Source organism: Variovorax sp. P5_A3 (assembly GCF_056400665.1).
Genome location: NZ_JBFUKW010000002.1, coordinates 1 through 19,114, shown reverse-complemented (window position 1 = coordinate 19,114; position 19,114 = coordinate 1). Strand labels below are relative to the sequence as shown.

Genomic DNA, 19,114 nt, shown 5'->3' with positions numbered 1-19,114 from the left:
TACCATCATGAAGCTCTCACTTCGCGCCATTGCCCTCGGTCTCGCTCTCTCCGCCGCGACTGCCGCCGTCCAGGCGCACAACGCATGGCTCATGCCGTCGAGCACCGTGCTGTCGAAGGCCGACTGGGTCACGGTCGATGCCGCAGTGTCGAACGACCTGTTCTTCTTCAATCACAACCCGTTGAATCTTGACAGCCTGACCGTCACGGCGCCCGACGGAGGCACGGTCAAGCCCGAGAACATGTTCAAGGGCAAGCTGCGCAGTGTGTTCGACCTGAATCTCATGCAGCCCGGCACATACCGTGTGGCGCTCATCAACGATGGCGTCTTCGCACGCTGGAAGGACAAGGCCACCGGACAGACCAAGCGGGCACGCGGTACGCCCGAGACCATCGCGGGCCAGATCCCGTCCGATGCGCAGGAGGTCGAGATCACGCAATCCGCGGGCCGCAACGAGACCTTCATCACCGTCGGCAAGCCCACCGCATTGCGTCCCGTCGGCAAGGGCCTCGAACTGATCTCGGCCAATCCGACCGATCTCGTCAAGGGCGAAAAGTCGAGCTTCACGCTGCATCTCGACGGCCAGCCGGCCAAGGATCTCGAGGTCACGGTCACGCTGGGCAACACGCGTTATCGCGACAAGCTCGACGAGGTCAAGATCAAGACCGACGCCAAGGGCCAGTTCGGCGTGACGTGGCCGGAAGCCGGCATGTACTGGCTCGACGTCAATACGACCGACCAGAAGACTTCGGTCTCGAAGGCCAAGGAACGGCGTCTGAGCTATGCCGCAACGTTGGAAGTGATGCCCTGAGTCCCAACCAAGATCCGGCCGTGCAGCGGCCATCGTTCGCGACATGGCGGGCGGGCGGTTATGCCAACATGCCGCGGCCGCGTCGTGCCGACCCGCCGACGCTGCAGTCCCTGGCTGGCCGCATCATGGGAACGAGGTGGTCGCTGCGCTTTGACAACCCACGCATGGTCGCACTCGAAGAGGTGCGCGCCAGCGTGCAAGACGCGCTCGATCGCGTCGTTTCGCAGATGAGCACCTGGGAGCGCGATTCGGCCATCAGCCGCTTCAACCGCTCTGAAGCCGGTAGTCGGCACACGCTCGAACCCGAGTTCAACGAAGTTCTGGCTTGCGCCCTCGGTTGGGCCGCAGCCAGCGGCGGCGCCATCGACCCGAGCATCGGCACGCTGGTCGCGCTCTGGGGTTTCGGTGCCCATGCAGATGCATCGCCAGCGCCGCCGAGCCCGGCTGCCCTGGCGCGAGCGCTTGACTTGGTTGGCTGGCAGCGCCTGGCGCTCGACGCAAGCACGCGCAGCGTGGTGCAACCCGGCGGCGTCGCGCTCGACCTGTCGGGCATCGCCAAGGGCTTCGCGGTAGACCATGCCGCCGACGCACTGCGAAGTGTTGGCCTGTCTGATTTCCTGGTGGAGGTCGGCGGTGAACTGCTGGCTGTCGGGCGTCGACCGGGCGGCGGTCCTTGGCAAGTGGCCGTCGAAGCATTTCACGGGCTGACCCTGCCAGTGCCGCTTGCCGACATGGCCGTCGCCACCTCCGGCGATCGCTGGCATGTGCGCGAGCACCAGGGCAGGCGTTGGTCGCACACTCTCGATCCACGCACCGGAACGCCAAGCAATCATGAACTGGCCTCGGTGACGGTGCTGCACCGGTCTTGCATGCAGGCCGACGCGCTCGCCACGGTGCTGACGGTGCTCGGTCCTCAGGAGGGCGAGGCGTTTGCCCGACATCACGGCATCGCAGCCCTGTTCGTCTCTCGCAACGCCGGCGGTCCAACCCTGCTCAGCAGCCCTGCCTGGCCCCATGCCGTCCTCGCAACATGACCGACCCGGCCTTGCGAGCGCTGGCCGCGAGCCTGACCGTGCTCGCCTACATCGCGATGTGCACCGCCATCTACTGGCAGCAACGCCGACTGCGCGAAGCCACCGCTCGCCAAGCGGCGGCCCTGGCTGGCAGCCGGCCGGCAGACGCCACGCTGGTGCTGTTCGCCAGCCAGACTGGACAGGCCGAGGCTCTCGCGTGGCAGACCGGTCGCTGGCTGCACGATGCCGGCACGGCAGCTCGGGTGTTGTCACTCAATGACGTCGACACGGATGTGCTTCGCAGTGCACCGCAGGCCTTGTTCATCGCCAGCACCTATGGAGAAGGCGATGCGCCTGATGGCGCGAGCGTGTTCGCGGAGCGCGTGATGAGTGCCAGGGTCGAGTTGTCCTCCTTGCGCTACGCGGTGCTGGCGCTGGGCGATCGGCAGTACGCCAACTTCTGCCGATTCGGACGCCAGCTCGACGAATGGCTCCAAGCAGCCGGGGCGACGCGCGCCTTCGAACGCATCGAGGTCGACAACACGGACCCGTCCAAGCTGGCCGCCTGGCAGGCGCAATGTGGCGGCAACCCGGACGCCACGGAGGCGGAGGCGACGGGCGGTATGGTCACCTCATGGCGACTCGCCTCGCGGCGCCTGCTCAACGATGGCAGCGCCGGCGCGGCTGTCTATCTTCTGGCCTTCTCGCCATCGACGACCGGGCCGGCACCGGCGTGGGAGTCCGGCGATATCGCCCAAGTGACGCTGCAGAGCGATCCGGGACGACCACGCGACTACTCGATCGCATCCATTCCAGCGGACGGCGAATTGCATCTGCTCGTGCGCCAGGAGCGGCGTCCGGACGGCAGCCTCGGTGCAGCCTCGGGCCTGCTGACTTCCACGCTGAGCTTGGGCGCCACGATTTCGTTGCGCCTGCGACCGCATCGCAATTTCCGACTTGGCGACAACGCTCGCCGACCCTTGCTCCTCATCGGCAACGGGACCGGCTTGGCCGGTCTTCGCAGCCACCTGCGCACTCGTGCGGCCTTGGGCCAGCACGACAATTGGCTCGTGTTCGGCGAGCGCAACGAACGACATGACTTCATCTGCCGCAACGAAATCGACGATTGGCGGCGCAACGGCGTGCTGCAGCGGGTCGACATGGTGTTTTCGCGCGATCAGGCGGAGCGACTGTATGTGCAGCACCGTCTGCTGCAGTTGCATGAGGAGGTGCGCCGCTGGATCATGCGCGGCGCGGCGGTCTACGTCTGCGGGAGCCTCCAGGGCATGGCGAGCGGTGTCGATGCCGCGCTGCGCCAGATCGTGGGCGACACCTCCATGAGCGACCTCGTCTCCAGCGGAAGGTACCGCCGCGACGTCTACTAAGAAGCGCTAACCCGTATGAGCCACCACAGGCAGCTCGCAGCCGAGATCTTGAAGGCGCTTGATCAAGCGGCGGATGGTTTTGGTTCGATCCTGGCGGTCGAAGTGTTTGCCGCTCTTGCGCACGCGGGTGGAGCGGCGCTTGCCAGCGCTCTCATCGCTGCGCGGACACAGTCCGGCCCACGAGATCAGATGGCCGGCACTGGGGAAGCGCGACATGTCCACGCCGATCTCCGCCACCACGACGCTGGCCGTCAGATCAGAGATCCCCGGCATCGTCGTCAGCAAGCGGGCGCGCTGCCGGATCGGCGCCAGCGCTTTTCCCACGGCCGCATCCAGTTCGCCCAGCGTGCGCTGCAGGGCATCGATCACCTGCAGGTGCAGCCGCAGCATCGTGCGATGGTGCTCGGTGATACGCCCGCGCAGCGCCTCGCGCAACTCGGCGCTCTTGTTGCGCGCCGTGCCCTGGGCCAGCGCAGCCAGTCGTGCCGGGTCGCTCTCGCCACCCACGATGGCATCGAGCATCGCGCGCCCGCTCTTGCCCAGTACATCCGACAGGACGCTGCCGAGCTTGAGGTTGGCGTCCTCCAGCACCTTCTGGATGCGCAGCGAGTGCTGGGAAACCTCCCGCACGAGTTGCTTGCGGGTGCGGGTGAGGTCGCGCAACTGCTGGATGGCCTGCGGCGGCACGAAGCTGGAGCGGATCAAGCCGTGCGCGAGCAGATCGGCAATCCACATCGCGTCGTTGACGTCGGTCTTGCGCCCGGGGACGTTGCGAATGTGCGCCGCATTGGCCAGCACCAACTCGAACTCGGCCTCCAGCACGTGCCACACCGGCTTCCAGTACACGCCGGTGGCCTCCATCGCCACGTGGGTGCAGTCGTGCTCGGCCAGCCAATCGGCCAGTTCGAGCAACTGGGCAGTCGTGGTGCCGAAGCTGCGCACCTCCTGATGCATGGGCGGCGAGACGCATCGCACGCAGGCCACGATGGTGTCCTTGTGCACGTCCAGGCCCGCACAGCGCGGGTAAAGCACTTGCATGAGAACCTCCTGACGGTTGATGGGCGCCGAAGGCAGTCCTCGTCATCGAACTCTACTAAGCGTGCTTCGGGGCGTCGCCGCCCTCTGCCACATTCCGGGGTGCTCGCAGGACTGCGGGTCCAACTATTGAACGGGCTTGTCGCACCAAGAAGAAGCCGACCTCGTCAGCAGCGCCCAAATCCATCCTACAAGCAGGACCGTCAGGGCAACAAGAATGACGAACGCCCTGAAACCCGTCGCATCCCTGGGGTGCGACACTCGAGTGCTGAACCGCGCTGAGGCCCTTTCCCTGAGGAAACCGCAAGATGATGCTTCATGTTCCCGAAGTCCTGAACGCAGAACAAGTGCGCGAGATACGCGCCGGTCTGGACGCCGCCGACTGGGTGGACGGGCGCGAAACCGTTGGCGACCAGGGCGCCAAGGTGAAGCGCAACCGGCAGTTGCCGGAGCACTCTGCGGTCGGCCGCGAACTGGGCAAGGCGATCCTCGGAGCGTTGGCTCGCAGTTCCCTGTTCTTCTCGGCCGCGCTGCCGTTGCGCTTCGTACCGCCGCTGTTCAATCGCTACGAAGGCGGCGAGCACTACGGCCTGCACGTCGACGGCTCGGTACGCTCGGTACCAGGAGGCGGCGAGCAGTTGCGCACCGACCTGTCGTGCACGCTCTTCCTTTGCGATCCGGAAGATTACGAAGGCGGCGAACTCGAAGTGGTCGACACGTACGGCGCGCACGAGGTCAAGTTGCCGGCGGGCGACCTGATCCTCTATCCGTCCAGCAGCTTGCATCGAGTCCATCCGGTAACGGGGGGAGCGCGCGTCTGCTCATTCTTCTGGCTGCAGAGCATGGTGCGCAGCGACCAGCAGCGTTCCATGCTGTTCGAACTGGATCAGGTGATCCAGAAGTTGCGTGGTCGCCTCGGTGAGTGCGAGGAATCGATCGCACTCACCGGTCAATATCACAACCTCCTGCGGATGTGGTCCGAGATCTGACAAGCGGGCCGCCAATCGGGGACGATTTCAATAGCCGATAGATATTGCAAATGCGAAGAATTCGTATTTATAATCGAGCCTTCACAAATCAGCCAGCCAAGAGCCGCTCCCACCGCCATGATCGTTTGCGTATGTCGCCGAGTCTCTGACCGAGAAATCGCCCGCCACGTGCGCGCCGGCATGACTTTCGACGAAGTGCAGTTTGAACTCGGCGTGGCCACCCAGTGCGGCCAATGCGAAGGTTGCGCGCGCGATGTCGTGGCGCAGTGCAGCATGTCGCATCCGGTCGCAGCGCTCCATCGCGAAACGGGGCCAGTGGCGATCCAGCTTGCCAATTCCATCAAGGAAAGCAACGCATGGAACTCTTCGCGACCCTCGGCGGTAGCCTGATCTTCGTCGCCAGTTCAGTCTGGTGGATTTTTCGCAAGTAGTTGTTGATAGCGGTTCTGCTGCATCCGGGCACCTTCGACGGAGCCCGCACTCGAATGGTTGATCGTGTCTAGCCGCTTTTCCCCGCCCCCTCCCACGGTCCTCGGCCTCTCGCGCAACGCCGTCATAGCCGGCAGCGTGGTCCTCTTTCACGTCGCGGCGCTCTGGGCGCTTCAAAGCGGGCTTTTGCGGCGCGCGGCCGAGGTGGTCATCCCGGTCGAGATCCTGAGTGAGTTCATCGAGCCGCCCAAGCCCATCGAGCCGCCCCCCCCTCCTCCGCCTCCACCGGAACCCAAGCGCCAGATCACCAAGACGCCGCCTCCGCCGCGTCCACAGGCGATTCGCGAGCCCAAGCCGACGCCTGCGCCCAATGCGCCGACGGGCAGCATCGAGCCGCCTCCTCCACCGGCGCCGATAGCGCCGCCGGCGCCGCCTGAACCGCCAGCGCCACCACCCGCGCCGCCGGCGCCACCGTCAATACAGCTGCCGTCCAGCAATGCTGACTATCTTCAGAACCCCAAACCGGTCTACCCCGCCATGAGCAAGCGCCTCGGCGAGCAAGGTAAGACGGTCCTGCGTGTCCTGATCGGTGTGGATGGCCTTCCCAAGCGCGCGAACATTCTCACGTCCAGCGGCTATGAAAGGCTGGACGAGGCTGCACGGATGGCCGTCTTGAACTGGCGCTTTGTGCCTGGAAAGCGCAATGGGGTCGTTGAACAGATGGAGTTCAACGTACCAATCAACTGGGTTCTCAACTAGTTTCTCTGGAGTAGCTTCGTATGGATTCCCAATTTGGCCTGATGAACGTATGGCATCAGGGCGACTTCGTCACCAAGGCCGTTGCACTGCTCTTGATAGGCATGTCGCTCGCATCTTGGATAGTCATCCTGATCAAGGCACTTGATGTCGTCAGGTACAAGCGCCTGGCAAAGCACTCGCAGGACTTCTGGCACAGCGAGGACTTTGCAACTGCGCTTAACAAACTGGGCAAGGACGACAGCAATCCGTTTCGAGCACTGGCCCTCGAAGGTCGCGAAGCGGCGGCCCACCATCGCAATACCAAGGCCCATCTGCACGACGCACTCGACGTCAGCGACTGGATTACGCGCGCCTTGCGCAACGGGATCGACGAGTTCACAGCCCGCCTGCAGACCGGTCTCGCTGTTTTGGCGTCGGTGGGTTCGACTGCCCCGTTCATTGGGCTCTTCGGTACGGTTTGGGGTATCTATCACGCGCTGATGAGCATCGGAACCGCAGGCCAGGCGACGATCGACAAGGTTGCCGGTCCCATCGGCGAAGCACTCATCATGACCGCACTGGGCCTCGCGGTCGCTATTCCGGCAGTGCTGGGCTACAACGCACTCGTGCGCGGCAACAAGTTCGTGCTGACCAAGCTCAACAGCTTTGCCCATGATCTGCACGCCTACTTCGTGACGGGCGCACGCGTTCAAAGCGGTAGCGTCGAAGCCACCGTCGTTCCGCTAAAGAAGGGCTGAGCATCATGGCCTTCGGTACCCAGGACGAACCCGATGAGGTGATGAACGAAATCAACATGACGCCGCTTGTCGACGTCATGCTGGTGCTTCTCATCATCTTCATCATCACGGTGCCCGTGATGAAGCACGCGGTGAACATTGATCTTCCTCGCGCCAGCAGCGAGCCGGAGCAGACCAAGCCGCGGAACATCCTGTTCACGGTGACCGCCGACGGCAGCTATTACTGGAACGAGCAGAAGATCGAAGATGCCGACCTGAGATCGAGGCTTGCCGCAGAAGCCGCCAAGGATCCGCAGCCGGAGCTTCATATTCGTGGCGACAAGGCGGTGCGCTACGAACGCGTCGCTCAGGCCATGTCGGCAGCACGTGAGGCCGGTGTTCGCAAGATCGGCTTCATCACCGAGCCGGACGCCAAGTAGGCCGCGTTCGCAAGTCAAAGATTTCGATCGCGGCGATTGACTTTTTATTGAGAATCATTATCATTTGATCGTCGCTTCGATAAGGGGATTTCAGATGCAAGCCACGCCCAACGCCTTCACTGTCTTGAGCCATCCTTCGCTCGATCATTCGGGCGGTGGCCGCGTCGCCAGCGACGCGACCCGTCCAGCGCCCTTGCTCGAAAGCACCGAGCTTCTCAAGGGCAGCAAGACTGTCGGCATCCTGCACAACGGTTCGCTCTATCGACTGCAAGCCACCAAACTCGGCAAGCTGATCCTGACCAAATAAGGTTCAGCCCGCCCCTCGCGCAAGTTTCATCGTGGGGCGACTCGAGGAGATTCATCTCTGAAGGGTCGTTTTTTGCTAGCCAACGGTTCGCCGACTAGCCAAGCTCTTTTTCCACCTTGACCCCCCAACAAAAAACGCCGACTTGAAGTCGGCGTTTTTGCTTTGTGCGGATCGTGCTCAGAGTCCGATCGCCGAGATGCCGGCCTTTGCGATCTGCGCATCCTCGTTCGACTTGACGCCGCTCACGCCGACGGCGCCGATCACGTGGCCGTCCTTGACGATCGGCACGCCGCCCTCGAGCAAGCCCTCCACGCCGGGCGCCGTCAGGAAGGAGGTACGACCGCTGTTGATCATGTCTTCATAGGTTTTGCTTTCGCGTCGTCCCATCGCGGCTGTATGAGCCTTGGCAGGTGCAATGTGGGACGAAAGCGCTGCCGCGCCATCCAGGCGTTGCAGCCACAGCAGGTTGCCGGCGTCGTCAGCAATGGCGATGGTGACCGCCCAGTTGTTCTTGAGGGCCTCGGCTTCGGCCGCGGCGGCGATGGCCTTGACGTCGGCGAGTTCGAGGAATGACTTGGTCTTCATGGGCTACAGAGGAAAGTTTCGTAAACCCATAAGCATAGCGTTTGGTGCGCCAGAACCCATATTGACGGTAGGAATATCCGAACACAGGTCTTTCCGATCGCCGCCACTTGCAGCGACCTAGAATGCGTCCCAACTGCAGTGTTGCAGCAAACACCTGGAGCTTCAGCAATGAACGACCGCGTCAACACCCTCGACACATCCGTCGGCTACGGCCAGACGCTACCGCAGGCCGAGCGTCAGCGCGTCCTGCGCAACACCTACTGGCTGCTCGCCCTGAGCCTGCTGCCGACCGTCCTGGGCGCCTGGCTGGGCGTCGCGACCGGTATCACCCGCTCCCTCACCGGCGGCTTCGGCCTCATCGTGTTCATGGGCGGTGCATTCGGCTTCATGTTCGCGATCGAGAAGACGAAGAACTCGGCAGCCGGCGTACCAGTTCTGCTGGGCTTCACCTTCTTCATGGGCCTGATGCTGTCGCGTCTGATCGCGATGGTGCTGGGCTTCAAGAACGGCTCGGAACTCATCATGACCGCGTTCGGCGGCACTGCCGGTGTGTTCTTCGTCATGGCCTCCCTGGCAACGGTGATCAAGCGCGACCTGTCCGGCATGGGCAAGTGGCTCTTCGTGGGTGCCATGGTCCTCATGATCGGCGCGATCATCAACGTCTTCGTGGGCTCCAGCGCGGGGATGATGGCGATTTCCGTCGCCGCGATCGGCATCTTCTCGGCCTTCATGCTGTATGACCTGAAGCAGATCATGGACGGCGGCGAGACCAACTACATCAGCGCGACGTTGGCGCTGTACCTCGATCTCTTCAACGTCTTCCAGAGCCTGCTGGCCCTGCTCGGCATCTTTGGGGGCGAGCGCGACTGAAAAGGCTTTCCGATCTCGTCGCAAAGGGCCCCGCGGGGCCCTTTTTCATGCCAGTTCAAATACCGCAATCGATTCGACGTGCGCAGTGTGGGGGAACATGTTGACCACGCCCGCGAAAGTGCATCGATAGCCTGCCTGATGCACGAGCAGGCCCGCGTCGCGCGCAAGCGTCGAGGGGTTGCAACTCACATAGACGATCCGCTTCGGCGGCGCCCAGCCACCCCGGTGCAACTCGACCTGCTGGTGCAGGTCCGCGAGCGCCTTGGCGAGCGCAAATGCGCCTTCGCGTGGCGGATCGACGAGCCACTTTTCGGCGGCGCCGTCTGCCACGAGCATCGCCGGGGTCATTTCGAACAGATTTCGCGCGACGAAACTCGTCGCGGCGAGGGCGCGCCGCCCGGGAACTGCGGGACGATTGCGTTCGAAGTTGTCCGTGGCGCGCGCAACCAGCGTGTCGCTCCCCTCGATCCCCAGGACTTCGCGGGCCCGACTCGCCAGCGGCAACGTGAAATTGCCCAGTCCGCAGAACCAGTCGATCACACGTTCGTGCGATTGCACATCGAGCAGCCGCAAGGCGCGACCGACCAGTACACGATTGATATGCGGGTTGACCTGCGTGAAATCGGTCGGCTTGAAGGGCATCGCGACGCCGAACTCGGGCAGTCCGTACGCCAGCGGCTCTCCTCCCTCTTCCAGCAGCTTGACCGTCTCGGGGCCCTTTGATTGCAGCCACCACTGGACGCCCTCGTTTCGGGATGCAAACGCCTTGAGCCGAGTCACGTCGGCACCAGACAGCGGCTCCAGATGTCGCAACACCAGCGCAATCACGCCCAGCCGCCCGGTGCCGTCCGGCGAATCCCCGCAAGCCAGTTCGATCTGCGGGCAAGTCTCACGCGCATCCATCGAACCGATGAGCTCGCGCAAGGGCAGCAGCATCTCGCTGACCTGAGCCGGCAAGACCGGACAGACTTTCATGTCCGCCAGATAGCGGCTCTTCCGCTCGTGGAATCCGATGAGGACCGTACCCTTCTTCACCACGTGGCGCACCGACAGGCGCGCACGATAGCGGTAGTGCCACGCAGGCCCTTCCAGCGGCCGCAGCAGGTTCTCAGGTTTCACCTTGCCGAGATGCCAGAGGTTGTCCTCGAGCGATCGCTGCTTCACCGCGACCTGCGCAGCCGCATCGAGGTGCTGCATCTTGCATCCCCCGCATGCACCAGCGTGCAAGCCGAAGTGAGGGCAGCCCGGCCGCACGCGCTGCGAGGACTCGCGGGCGATCGTGGTCACCGTTCCCTGCTCCCAATTGTTCTTCTTGCGGTGCACGTTGAATTGCACCTCCTCGAAGGGCAATGCGCCTTCGATGAACACCACCATGCCGTCGGCCCTGTGTGCGACGCCTTGTGCGTCGAGGTCGAGCGACTCGACCTGCAGCCATTCATCGTGGGGGCGCTGCGCTTCCTTCTTCTCTTTCGGTTCCGTCATGCTTGGATTGTCTCAGGCCGCAAGCACGCACCCTCCGAACTAGAGGAGCGCGTCGCGCTGCACGCCGGCGCGCGCAAGTTGCCGCCGCATCTTGGCAAGTGCCTCGTTCTGGATCTGCCGCACGCGCTCTCGCGTCAGTCCCAGTCGCACACTCAACACCTCCAGCGTCTCCGGATCGCGGTCGTGCAAGCCGTAGCGCCCTTCGAGCACTTCGCGCTCGCGCTCGGTCAGCACCAGGATCCATTGATCGAGCAGTTTCTCGACTTCGTGGGTCTGCGTAACGCCGGTAGGGTCCCCGCCTTCATCATCCGATGCCACGGTATCCGCCAACGTGAAGCTTTCGTCGCCACGATCGCCGCTCGCGTCGAGCGAGCGCGGCGCTTCGGCGAGCGCCATCAGGTCCGCCACTTCCTGCACCTCCCTGCCGAGCAGCGCGGCGACGTCTTCGACACGCACGCCGTCGGGCCGGCGGGCAACGAATTCAGGATCTCCCTCCAGCGCCCGACGTGCGCGCATCACCTGCTGCAGTTCACGCACGACATGCACAGGCAAGCGAATGGCACGCGCCTGCATCATGGCGGCACGTTCGATCGATTGCCGGATCCACCAGGTCGCATAGGTCGAAAAGCGGAACCCTCGCTCGGGTTCGAACTTGTTGATCGCGTGCATGAGGCCGAGGTTGCCCTCCTCGATCAGATCCGCCATCGGCACGCCGCGCCCGAGGTACGACTTGGCAATGTTGACGACGAGCCGCAGGTTGTGCTCGATCATGGATTGCCTCGCCGCGAAATCGCCATTGCGCGCAGCACAGGCCGTTCGATACTCTTCTTCGGGCGTGAACAGTCGGGTGCGTCGGATCTCGCGCAGGTAGATCGTCAACGAATCGCCGCCGTCGCTACCGGCCAGATCGGCCGGCATCGCATCGCGAGAATTCTCGACGGTCTCTTCGCCGGCGACCCGGTCCACCGCAACCCGCACCGGGATCGAGGACTCCGAAGTCCGCGCTGCGTTGAAGGTGGATGCGCCGCCGTTGCCCGCCACTCGTCGCACGACCGGAGTGCGATGAAGGCGAGAGGCGGTCATGACGCTAGCGCGCTGGCAGGTATCGCGCCGGATCGACCGGCTTGCCCTGACGGCGGATCTCGAAGTGCAGCTTGACTCGGTCCGCGTCGCTGTTGCCCATCTCGGCAATCTTCTGCCCCTTCTGCACGGACTGGTCCTCCTTGACGAGCAGCGTACGGTTGTGGGCGTAGGCAGTCAGGTAGGTGTTGTTGTGCTTCAGGATGATGAGATTGCCGTAGCCACGCAGACCCGCGCCTGCATAGACGACGCGACCGTCCGCTGCAGCGAGCACCGAATCGCCCGCCTTGCCACTGATGTCGAGCCCCTTGTTCTTGGCTTCGTCAAAGCCCGCGATCAGCGACCCCTGCGCAGGCCAGATCCAGCCCACGTCTTCGTCCCCCGAAGCCGCGGCAGCGGGCGGCGTGGGCGATGCCGTGACCGGTGCTGGCGGCTTGGTTGCCGAATTTGCAGCGGCCGCAGGCGAGGTTGCTGCCGCTGCCGCCGCCGCCGAAGCTGCGGTCGCAGGCGCGACGATCGGTTGCGTCACAGGTCGGGTGACGACACCGGATGATTCCGCGCTCGAGGGTGTCGAAGTTGCGGCCGTGCCACCCACGGGTGGAATCACGCGAAGGACCTGCCCAACTTCGATGAGGTCAGGATTGTCGAGATTGTTCCAGCGTGCGATGTTCTGCCAGCTCTGGCCCGTTTCGGTGCCGATGCGACGAATGGTGTCGCCCGGACGCACCGCGTAGTAGCCGGGCTTGCCATAGTTCTCGATGCCCGGCAGGGGCTTGCCATTGGCATCGGTGGTGATCGGCGGGACGCCTGGAACAGCGGCGCCGTTCGTGCCCACAGCTGGTGGACGAGGCGTGGTGCCGCGATCCTCGACAGGCACCTGACCGGATGGTGCACCACAACCCGCAACCACGAGCGAAACCACCAGCGTCATGCCGGCAAGCCAGCCCCGATTGCCAATTCCCTGCATGTGTTCTTCCTTCAAGCAATTCCCGATTTTAGGGGGACAAAGTGGACCGCCTCAAGAATGCGGCGCTCGACGCCGCGTGCGGTTTTGTCAATGACGACGAGGGCTTGTCCGCCCGTTGCAGATTGCGTTGGCGCGACGATTCGTCCGCCCATTGCCAGTTGTGCGACCCATGCCTCGGGCACCGCCTCGCCACCCGCCGCAGCGATGATTCCGGCGTAAGGCGCCCCTTTCGGATAGCCGACCATCCCGTCGCCGAGCAGCAAGTGAACCGTCGCCAATCTGAACGGACGGAGGTTTGCGCGCGCGCGTTCATGCAGCCCGCGCAAACGCTCGATGCTGTACACCTCGGCTGCGATGTGGCTGAGTACCGCGGCCTGATAGCCGCACCCGGTACCGATCTCCAGCACGCGGCCCAGACGATCGCCCGGCTTCCCCGTCAGTGCGGGCGCGCCGAGCAGCAACTCGATCATGCGAGCCACCACGTTGGGCTTGGAAATGGTCTGCCCCAATCCGATCGGCAGGCTGGTGTCCTCGTACGCCTGATTGACAAGGGCACTGTCGACGAACAGATGCCGCCCCACCGTGCCCATTGCGCGCAGCACGCGTGCATCGACAATGCCTTGAGCGGCCAATCGTTGGACCATTCGGGCACGCACCGCATCCGAAGCCATCGAAGGCGTGCTGTGTACGGTCGGTTTCGCGGGCACCGCAGGGAGACGTCCACGCGTCGCCGCGGAAGCCGTGGGCGTCAGCCGCACGGGAAAACCTGGCCGTTGACTTGCCATCTCAGGAGCGCTCGCCGAGGCGAGCCACCGTGTCGCGCCACTGGCCCAGATTGGCATGATCCGTCAGGTCGATCTGCAGCGGGGTCAGTGCGATGTGGCCGGCTGCGGTCGCATGGAAGTCGGTCCCTTCGCCACTGTCCTTCGCACCGCCTGCTCCGGCGATCCAGTACATGGTCTCGCCGCGCGGGCTGTCCTGCGTGATGACCTTCTCCGCGGCATGGCGACGGCCCAGCCTGCAAACCTGGACCGACTTCAGTTCTTCGAAGGGACGATTCGGCACGTTGACGTTCAACAGGAACGCGTTGCCGCCCAGCATCTGCTCGCGCTCGATCTGCTCAACCAGGCGCCGCGCTGCACGTGCTGCCGCATCGACATGAGCCCAGCCCTTCTCGATCTGCGAGAAGGCGATGGCCGGTATGCCGAACAGGTAGGCCTCCATCGCCGCGCCGACGGTGCCTGAATAGATGGTGTCGTCGCCCATGTTGGCGCCGTTGTTGATGCCGGACACGACCAAGTCGGGCCGATAGTCCAGCAAGCCCTTCAACGCGATGTGCACGCAATCGGCGGGCGTTCCGGTGACGTAGCGGAAACCGTTGTGCGCCGTATGGACGTACAGCGGCGCGGCGAGCGTGAGCGCGTTCGACTTCGCGCTGTTGTTGTGCTCGGGCGCGACCACTTCGACTTCCGCTATTTCCTTCAGTGCGTCGTGCAATGCGACGATGCCCGGAGCCTGGAAACCGTCGTCGTTCGAAATAAGTATCTTCATGGCATCTGTCAGTGCGCGCGATTGTAGGCGGCGGTGCGTCACGGCTGGGACAACGCGGGCATCGCGCCACGCCTATCATGGCCCGCATTCATGGCCCCAGACTCATTTATAGGAGACACGAGCATGCACGCATGGCTCTGCGAGAACCCCACAGGCGTCGACGCACTCACGTGGAAGGAACTTCCAACGCCGGCACCCGGCCCCGGACAGGTGCTGATCGAAATCAAGGCGGCGAGCCTGAATTTTCCCGACCTGCTGATCGTGCAGAACAAGTACCAGATCAAGCCGCCGCTGCCTTTCGTTCCGGGTTCGGAATACGCAGGCGTGATCAGCGCTATCGGGGAAGGCGTCACGCATCTCAAGGTAGGGCAGAACGTTGCGTGCCTGTCCGGCACCGGAGGCTTCGGAACCCATACGCTGGCACCTGCGGCGCTTTGCATGCCATTGCCAGAGGGCTTCGGCCATGTCGACGCAGCCGCCTTCATCATGATTTATGCGACTTCATGGCACGCATTGATGGATCGCGCTCAATTGAAGGCCGGTGAAACGGTGTTGGTGCTCGGCGCCGCAGGGGGCGTCGGCACCGCAGCGATTCAGATTGCAAAAGCCGCGGGTGCCAAAGTCATTGCGGCCGCATCGACCGACGAAAAATGCGAGCTTTGCAAATCGATCGGCGCGGACGTCACGATCAACTACACCACGCACGCGTTGCCCAATGGCTTTCGCGACGCGATCAAAGCGGCGACCGATGGCAAAGGGCCGGACGTCATTTACGACCCCGTAGGCGGTGAATTTGCCGAACCGGCCTTCCGTTCGATCGGCTGGCGCGGCCGTTATCTGGTGGTCGGTTTCGCCGCGGGGCCGATTCCTTCGCTGCCATTGAATTTGACGCTGCTCAAAGGCGCCTCGCTGGTCGGAGTCTTCTGGGGCGATTTTGCGAAGCGGGAACCCAAGGCCAACGCACAGATGATGGCCGAATTGGCGCAGTGGTACGGCCAGGGCAAGATCAAGCCTGTCATCGACCGCACCATGCCGATGGCGGAACTCAAGGCTGCCTACGCCCACATGGGTTCGCGCGGCGTCAAGGGCAAGTTGGTGATGGTCAACTGAACTGTTCCGTCGCCCACGAAAAAGCCCGCATGCGCGGGCTTTTTGCTTTCGAGGACGGGTGGCCTACTTGATCTCGAAGTCCGACAGTGATTTACCGGCGGCGAGCGCCTCAGTGATCCAGCGCGGCTTGCGACCGCGGCCACCCGACCAGGTTTCACCGGTGGGGCTGCGATACTTTGCGGCGCCCTTGATTGCCACAACCCCTGCAGCGCGCTTGCCCACCCTTGCAGTGAGCTTGAGATCAGCCGCGGTCAAACCGTATTCGGCAATCTTCTTGCGCAGTTCCTCGATCACTCCAGCGCGCTCCTGATTCCTGAGCTCTTCGGCCTGCTTGCGCAATTGCGCAATCTGCTCGTCGTGCTTCTTGATCTGGGAATTGATGTCGGCAAGGGAGGCCATCGGTGCTAATCCTCGAATTAGAAAGCGAAAATTCTAATTCAGAACACAATTGCCGCAAGGGTGACGAGTCACAAAAAAAAGCGCCGACCATTGGGTCGGCGCTTTTTGTCAAAGAAGTTGGGGTGGCTGATGGGACTCGAACCCACGACGACCAGAATCACAATCTGGGACTCTACCAGCTGAGCTACAGCCACCGCAGCCTGCAATTGTAGCGTGAAAAAACTAGCGTTCGACGCCCGGCATCGGGTCTGCGGGCTTTGGCACCAAAATTTCAGCCTTGAAGCGATTCTTCAGCAGGTCGTAGTACGCAGCGTTCTCGGCGGCGCCCACGGCCTGGGCGAACTGTTCGTTTTCCTGCTTGGCCACTTCGGCTGCGGGCGGCGTCCGGGGTACCGACTTGATGACGCGCACGACGGCAAAACCCTGCGCGCCAAGATCCGTTCCGATGAGCGTCGGAAGCTTGCTGGTATCGGCACGCAGTGCACCTTCGATGATGGCGGGCGGCTGCGATTGCGTCTCCAGGCGGGACACCGTGACGGGCGCCCCGAAAGCCGCTCCCGTCGGGTTCGCTTGCCAGGCCGCCAGCTTGGCTTCCCCCTCGGACTTCGCAAGCGCTGCAGCACGTTCGGCAACGAGCAGCGTGCGAACCTTGTCCTTGACCTCTTCGAAGGGCAGCGCACGCGCAGGGTTGTACTGCGTCACGCGTCCCGATGCGAGCTGGTTCGGGCCGATCTCGATCGCCTCGGTGTTGTGCTTGCGCTCGAGCGTGTCGGGGGCGAACAGCGCATTCAGGAAATTACGGCTGGCCAAGGCGCCGGTTACTCCGGGGGCCGGCGTGCGTCCGACGTTGCTTGCCGTCTGAATCGTGAGCTTCAGCTTCTCGGCTGCCGGCTTCAGGCTGTCGGGCTGCTGATAGACGATGTCCGTGAAGGTCTCCGCGGCCTTGGCGAACTCCTGGGTAGCCTGCTGGCCGCGCACTTCATTCTCGATCGTGGCTCGCACCTTGTCGAATGGCGGCACCACGGCCGGCTTCACGTCGTTGAGCTGGATGATGTGGTAGCCGAACTCGGTCTCGACCACATTGCTGATCTCGCCCTTCTTCAGCGCGAACATGGCATCCTCGAATGGCTTGACCATCGCGCCACGCGTGACGAAGTCGAGATCGCCGCCCTTTTCAGCAGAGCCGGGATCCTGCGAGTTCTTGCGCGCGACATCGGCAAAGGTGTTGGGCGCTTTCCGGACTTCGGCCAGCAACTGCTCGGCCTTGGCACGCGCCTTCTCGCGCTCGGCGGCCGGTGCGGTCGCCGGTGCAGCAATGAGGATGTGGCTCGCGCGTCGTTCTTCCTTGGAGCCGAAACGCGCGCTGTTCTGGTCGTAGTAGCTCCTCAGATCGGCCTCGCTGACCGAAATGTTTTTCTTGGCGGCTTCGAGGTCCAGCACAAGGTATTCGACGCTGGCTTGCTCGGGCACTTGGAACTGCGCGGCGTGGTCCTTGTAGAAAGCCTGGAGGTCGGCATCACTGACGCTGACCTTCGAGGCGAAGTCGGCGGGCTTGAACAGCGCCACCTGGATCTCGCGGCGATCATAGAACGCGTTGAGTGCCGCAGCAGCCTGCGACGCCGTGGCGAAGGTCGTGCCCGAAACGCCCAGAGACACCTGTTGCGTGGCCAGGTCCGCACGAACGGATGCTTCGTACTGCTCGGGCGTGCGACCCGTCGCCCGCATGAAGGTCTCGCGATCGAATTTGCCGTCGGCAGTGCGGAACGACGCCAGGCTCGGATCTGCGGCAAACAGCCGGGCGAGGCGCTCTTCCGACACCGTCATGTTCGATTTCGATGCCGCTGCGGCGAGCACACGTTCACGCACCATGCGCTCCAGCGTGGCGTAGCGGGCGGCATCCGAGTCGAGCAACGCCGGCTCGATGTTCGGCGCCTGCCGACGAATCCGGTCGACTTCATTGCGGTGTTGGGCGTCCCATTCAGGGCGGGTGATGTCGGTGCCCGCGACGCGCGCAACCTTTTCGCCTTGCCCATTTCCCTGATAGCGATCGACGCCGAAAAGCACGAACGAAGGAATGATCAGCAAGAACAAGAACACCATGATGATCTTGTTGTACTTGCGGAAGGAGTCAAACATGCTTGGGCACTCTCTGTGACGGATTGCGGGACGGCAACAAAAAAGGCGAACACTCTGTTCGCCTTTGCTTCGGGTGGTGGGTGCTGAGGGGTTCGAACCCCCGACCTACGCCTTGTAAGGGCGCCGCTCTACCAGCTGAGCTAAGCACCCCACCGGAAAACAGTATCTCAGTTCAGCGCGTCTTTTAGCGCCTTGCCGGGACGGAACTTCGGGATCTTGGCGGCCTTGATTTTAATCGCGTCGCCGGTGCGCGGATTCCGGCCCGTCCGGGCGGCACGCTTGCCGACCGCAAATGTTCCGAAGCCGACGAGCGAAACGGAGCCGCCCTTCTTGAGCGTTGTACGAATGGCGCCGATGGTGGATTCGAGTGCGCGCGTGGCAGCGGCTTTGGAGATGTCGGCGTTTTTTGCGATGTGCTCAATCAGTTCGGTTTTGTTCACAAGGGCCCCTTGCAGGAAAATTGTTGATCAGGGTCGTCAGAAGCGGTGCCAGCCCCGTGACGATGCCACGGGGGCGAAGTGCGGAAAAAGGGTGGCAGTTCTGACGCGCCGGCAGCGCACTGCCGACAAGGATTACAACCACTGGTCTACGGGGTGTCAATACGACACTCCCCCCTAGAAACCAGGGAGGAGCGCGATTTTAGTGGCGTTTCGACAAGTCTTTATTCAAAGCGCCTCGGCGATGGCCTTGCCCAGGTCGACCGTGCTCCCGGTCCCGCCGATGTCGGGCGTGCGCGGTGCACCGCTCCCGGGCGCCAGCACCTTTTCGATCGTCGCCAGGATAGCGTCGTGCGCGGCCTTGTGGCCGAGGAACTCCAGCATCATGGCGCCGCACCAGATCTGCCCGATCGGATTGGCGATGCCTTTGCCGGCGATGTCCGGCGCGGAGCCGTGCACCGGTTCGAACAGCGACGGCGTGGTGCGCTCCGGGTTCAGGTTGGCGCTGGGCGCGATGCCGATGGTGCCGGTGCATGCAGGGCCCAGGTCCGACAGGATGTCGCCGAACAGGTTGCTCGCCACCACCACGTCGAAGAAGTCCGGGCGCTGGCTG

The 19,114-nt window shown here is 63.4% G+C and carries 22 protein-coding genes and 2 tRNA genes; 11 read left to right on the top strand and 13 right to left on the bottom strand.

Annotated features, from left to right (window positions below; all coding sequences use genetic code 11):
• Window positions 1-7 precede the first annotated feature (7 nt).
• The 3 genes from AC1D3B_RS02190 (at window position 8) to AC1D3B_RS02180 (ending at window position 3,209) form a co-directional block, all read left to right on the top strand.
• Complete coding sequence (locus AC1D3B_RS02190) at window positions 8-811, top strand: DUF4198 domain-containing protein (protein ID WP_478189030.1); 804 nt, start codon at window positions 8-10, stop codon at window positions 809-811.
• A gap of 68 nt (window positions 812-879) precedes the next feature.
• On the top strand, window positions 880-1,845 hold the full coding sequence (locus AC1D3B_RS02185) for an FAD:protein FMN transferase (RefSeq protein ID WP_478189620.1): 966 nt from the start codon (window positions 880-882) through the stop codon (window positions 1,843-1,845).
• Window positions 1,842-3,209: a sulfite reductase subunit alpha gene (locus AC1D3B_RS02180; RefSeq protein ID WP_478189029.1), complete on the top strand. Its 1,368-nt coding sequence runs from the start codon at window positions 1,842-1,844 to the stop codon at window positions 3,207-3,209. The genes AC1D3B_RS02185 and AC1D3B_RS02180 overlap by 4 nt, the downstream gene beginning before the upstream one ends.
• 6 nt (window positions 3,210-3,215) lie before the next feature.
• Here AC1D3B_RS02180 and AC1D3B_RS02175 read toward each other — a convergent pair whose 3' ends face one another.
• Complete coding sequence (locus AC1D3B_RS02175) at window positions 3,216-4,247, bottom strand: IS110 family RNA-guided transposase (RefSeq protein WP_478189028.1); 1,032 nt, start codon at window positions 4,245-4,247, stop codon at window positions 3,216-3,218.
• A gap of 305 nt (window positions 4,248-4,552) precedes the next feature.
• Between AC1D3B_RS02175 and AC1D3B_RS02170 the strand changes: the two genes are divergently transcribed.
• From AC1D3B_RS02170 to hemP, 6 genes are all read left to right on the top strand, one after another.
• Window positions 4,553-5,233, top strand: a complete 681-nt coding sequence (locus tag AC1D3B_RS02170) for a Fe2+-dependent dioxygenase (protein WP_478189027.1) — start codon at window positions 4,553-4,555, stop codon at window positions 5,231-5,233.
• A 117-nt stretch (window positions 5,234-5,350) separates the two neighbouring features.
• Window positions 5,351-5,623 carry a (2Fe-2S)-binding protein gene (locus tag AC1D3B_RS02165; protein ID WP_478189026.1) on the top strand — a complete coding sequence of 91 codons (273 nt, stop codon included), beginning with the start codon at window positions 5,351-5,353 and terminating at the stop codon, window positions 5,621-5,623.
• A gap of 102 nt (window positions 5,624-5,725) precedes the next feature.
• Window positions 5,726-6,421: an energy transducer TonB gene (locus tag AC1D3B_RS02160; protein WP_478189619.1), complete on the top strand. Its 696-nt coding sequence runs from the start codon at window positions 5,726-5,728 to the stop codon at window positions 6,419-6,421.
• 20 nt (window positions 6,422-6,441) lie between these two features.
• Window positions 6,442-7,158: a MotA/TolQ/ExbB proton channel family protein gene (locus AC1D3B_RS02155; RefSeq protein ID WP_478189025.1), complete on the top strand. Its 717-nt coding sequence runs from the start codon at window positions 6,442-6,444 to the stop codon at window positions 7,156-7,158.
• Between the two features lie 5 nt (window positions 7,159-7,163).
• Complete coding sequence (locus tag AC1D3B_RS02150) at window positions 7,164-7,577, top strand: ExbD/TolR family protein (protein ID WP_478189024.1); 414 nt, start codon at window positions 7,164-7,166, stop codon at window positions 7,575-7,577.
• 94 nt (window positions 7,578-7,671) lie between these two features.
• Entirely contained in the window at window positions 7,672-7,884 is a 213-nt protein-coding gene (gene hemP / locus AC1D3B_RS02145) for a hemin uptake protein HemP (protein ID WP_478189023.1), read from the top strand.
• Between the two features lie 177 nt (window positions 7,885-8,061).
• Here the strand turns inward: hemP and AC1D3B_RS02140 are convergent, their stop codons facing one another.
• Window positions 8,062-8,469 carry a GlcG/HbpS family heme-binding protein gene (locus tag AC1D3B_RS02140; protein ID WP_478189022.1) on the bottom strand — a complete coding sequence of 136 codons (408 nt, stop codon included), beginning with the start codon at window positions 8,467-8,469 and terminating at the stop codon, window positions 8,062-8,064.
• A gap of 168 nt (window positions 8,470-8,637) precedes the next feature.
• On the opposite strand from AC1D3B_RS02140, the gene AC1D3B_RS02135 reads away from it, so the two are divergent.
• Window positions 8,638-9,339 carry a Bax inhibitor-1/YccA family protein gene (locus AC1D3B_RS02135; protein WP_478189021.1) on the top strand — a complete coding sequence of 234 codons (702 nt, stop codon included), beginning with the start codon at window positions 8,638-8,640 and terminating at the stop codon, window positions 9,337-9,339.
• A gap of 45 nt (window positions 9,340-9,384) precedes the next feature.
• On the opposite strand, the gene rlmD is transcribed toward AC1D3B_RS02135, so the two are convergent.
• The 5 genes from rlmD to surE form a co-directional block, all read right to left on the bottom strand.
• A complete protein-coding gene (gene rlmD, locus AC1D3B_RS02130; protein ID WP_478189020.1) occupies window positions 9,385-10,821 on the bottom strand; it encodes a 23S rRNA (uracil(1939)-C(5))-methyltransferase RlmD in 1,437 nt (478 codons plus the stop codon).
• A gap of 39 nt (window positions 10,822-10,860) precedes the next feature.
• Window positions 10,861-11,739, bottom strand: coding sequence for a sigma-70 family RNA polymerase sigma factor (locus AC1D3B_RS02125; RefSeq protein ID WP_478189618.1), 879 nt, complete (start codon window positions 11,737-11,739; stop codon window positions 10,861-10,863).
• Between the two features lie 169 nt (window positions 11,740-11,908).
• The gene (locus tag AC1D3B_RS02120; protein WP_478189019.1) at window positions 11,909-12,868 is read right to left on the bottom strand and encodes a peptidoglycan DD-metalloendopeptidase family protein; all 960 of its coding nucleotides are present in this window, start codon (window positions 12,866-12,868) and stop codon (window positions 11,909-11,911) included.
• 11 nt (window positions 12,869-12,879) lie between these two features.
• Complete coding sequence (locus tag AC1D3B_RS02115; protein WP_478189018.1) at window positions 12,880-13,653, bottom strand: protein-L-isoaspartate(D-aspartate) O-methyltransferase; 774 nt, start codon at window positions 13,651-13,653, stop codon at window positions 12,880-12,882.
• A gap of 1 nt (window position 13,654) precedes the next feature.
• Complete coding sequence (surE, locus tag AC1D3B_RS02110) at window positions 13,655-14,419, bottom strand: 5'/3'-nucleotidase SurE (RefSeq protein ID WP_478189017.1); 765 nt, start codon at window positions 14,417-14,419, stop codon at window positions 13,655-13,657.
• Window positions 14,420-14,542: 123 nt separating this feature from the next.
• Between surE and AC1D3B_RS02105 the strand changes: the two genes are divergently transcribed.
• The gene (locus tag AC1D3B_RS02105) at window positions 14,543-15,529 is read left to right on the top strand and encodes an NADPH:quinone oxidoreductase family protein (protein WP_478189016.1); all 987 of its coding nucleotides are present in this window, start codon (window positions 14,543-14,545) and stop codon (window positions 15,527-15,529) included.
• Between the two features lie 63 nt (window positions 15,530-15,592).
• On the opposite strand, the gene AC1D3B_RS02100 is transcribed toward AC1D3B_RS02105, so the two are convergent.
• From AC1D3B_RS02100 to AC1D3B_RS02075, 6 genes are all read right to left on the bottom strand, one after another.
• On the bottom strand, window positions 15,593-15,928 hold the full coding sequence (locus tag AC1D3B_RS02100) for an H-NS histone family protein (protein ID WP_478189015.1): 336 nt from the start codon (window positions 15,926-15,928) through the stop codon (window positions 15,593-15,595).
• Window positions 15,929-16,046: 118 nt separating this feature from the next.
• Window positions 16,047-16,122: transfer RNA gene (locus AC1D3B_RS02095), tRNA-His, on the bottom strand.
• Between the two features lie 28 nt (window positions 16,123-16,150).
• Window positions 16,151-18,064 carry a SurA N-terminal domain-containing protein gene (locus AC1D3B_RS02090; protein ID WP_478189014.1) on the bottom strand — a complete coding sequence of 638 codons (1,914 nt, stop codon included), beginning with the start codon at window positions 18,062-18,064 and terminating at the stop codon, window positions 16,151-16,153.
• Between the two features lie 74 nt (window positions 18,065-18,138).
• Window positions 18,139-18,214, bottom strand: a tRNA-Val gene (locus tag AC1D3B_RS02085).
• A gap of 17 nt (window positions 18,215-18,231) precedes the next feature.
• Window positions 18,232-18,504, bottom strand: coding sequence for an HU family DNA-binding protein (locus AC1D3B_RS02080; protein ID WP_007830705.1), 273 nt, complete (start codon window positions 18,502-18,504; stop codon window positions 18,232-18,234).
• Between the two features lie 225 nt (window positions 18,505-18,729).
• Window positions 18,730-19,114: isocitrate/isopropylmalate family dehydrogenase (locus tag AC1D3B_RS02075; RefSeq protein WP_478189013.1), on the bottom strand; the 385-nt coding region annotated here is incomplete at its 5' end.

What these genes read in the sequence shown, in the direction of transcription:
- AC1D3B_RS02190 (WP_478189030.1), top strand. Translation starts at nt 8, where the DNA reads ATGAAGCTCTCACTTCGCGCCATTGCCCTCGGTCTCGCTCTCTCCGCC.
- AC1D3B_RS02185 (WP_478189620.1), top strand. Translation starts at nt 880, where the DNA reads ATGCCGCGGCCGCGTCGTGCCGACCCGCCGACGCTGCAGTCCCTGGCT.
- AC1D3B_RS02180 (WP_478189029.1), top strand. Translation starts at nt 1,842, where the DNA reads ATGACCGACCCGGCCTTGCGAGCGCTGGCCGCGAGCCTGACCGTGCTC.
- AC1D3B_RS02175 (WP_478189028.1), bottom strand. Translation starts at nt 4,247, where the DNA reads ATGCAAGTGCTTTACCCGCGCTGTGCGGGCCTGGACGTGCACAAGGAC.
- AC1D3B_RS02170 (WP_478189027.1), top strand. Translation starts at nt 4,553, where the DNA reads ATGATGCTTCATGTTCCCGAAGTCCTGAACGCAGAACAAGTGCGCGAG.
- AC1D3B_RS02165 (WP_478189026.1), top strand. Translation starts at nt 5,351, where the DNA reads ATGATCGTTTGCGTATGTCGCCGAGTCTCTGACCGAGAAATCGCCCGC.
- AC1D3B_RS02155 (WP_478189025.1), top strand. Translation starts at nt 6,442, where the DNA reads ATGGATTCCCAATTTGGCCTGATGAACGTATGGCATCAGGGCGACTTC.
- AC1D3B_RS02150 (WP_478189024.1), top strand. Translation starts at nt 7,164, where the DNA reads ATGGCCTTCGGTACCCAGGACGAACCCGATGAGGTGATGAACGAAATC.
- hemP (WP_478189023.1), top strand. Translation starts at nt 7,672, where the DNA reads ATGCAAGCCACGCCCAACGCCTTCACTGTCTTGAGCCATCCTTCGCTC.
- AC1D3B_RS02140 (WP_478189022.1), bottom strand. Translation starts at nt 8,469, where the DNA reads ATGAAGACCAAGTCATTCCTCGAACTCGCCGACGTCAAGGCCATCGCC.
- AC1D3B_RS02135 (WP_478189021.1), top strand. Translation starts at nt 8,638, where the DNA reads ATGAACGACCGCGTCAACACCCTCGACACATCCGTCGGCTACGGCCAG.
- rlmD (WP_478189020.1), bottom strand. Translation starts at nt 10,821, where the DNA reads ATGACGGAACCGAAAGAGAAGAAGGAAGCGCAGCGCCCCCACGATGAA.
- AC1D3B_RS02125 (WP_478189618.1), bottom strand. Translation starts at nt 11,739, where the DNA reads ATGCCGGCCGATCTGGCCGGTAGCGACGGCGGCGATTCGTTGACGATC.
- AC1D3B_RS02120 (WP_478189019.1), bottom strand. Translation starts at nt 12,868, where the DNA reads ATGCAGGGAATTGGCAATCGGGGCTGGCTTGCCGGCATGACGCTGGTG.
- AC1D3B_RS02115 (WP_478189018.1), bottom strand. Translation starts at nt 13,653, where the DNA reads ATGGCAAGTCAACGGCCAGGTTTTCCCGTGCGGCTGACGCCCACGGCT.
- surE (WP_478189017.1), bottom strand. Translation starts at nt 14,419, where the DNA reads ATGAAGATACTTATTTCGAACGACGACGGTTTCCAGGCTCCGGGCATC.
- AC1D3B_RS02105 (WP_478189016.1), top strand. Translation starts at nt 14,543, where the DNA reads ATGCACGCATGGCTCTGCGAGAACCCCACAGGCGTCGACGCACTCACG.
- AC1D3B_RS02100 (WP_478189015.1), bottom strand. Translation starts at nt 15,928, where the DNA reads ATGGCCTCCCTTGCCGACATCAATTCCCAGATCAAGAAGCACGACGAG.
- AC1D3B_RS02090 (WP_478189014.1), bottom strand. Translation starts at nt 18,064, where the DNA reads ATGTTTGACTCCTTCCGCAAGTACAACAAGATCATCATGGTGTTCTTG.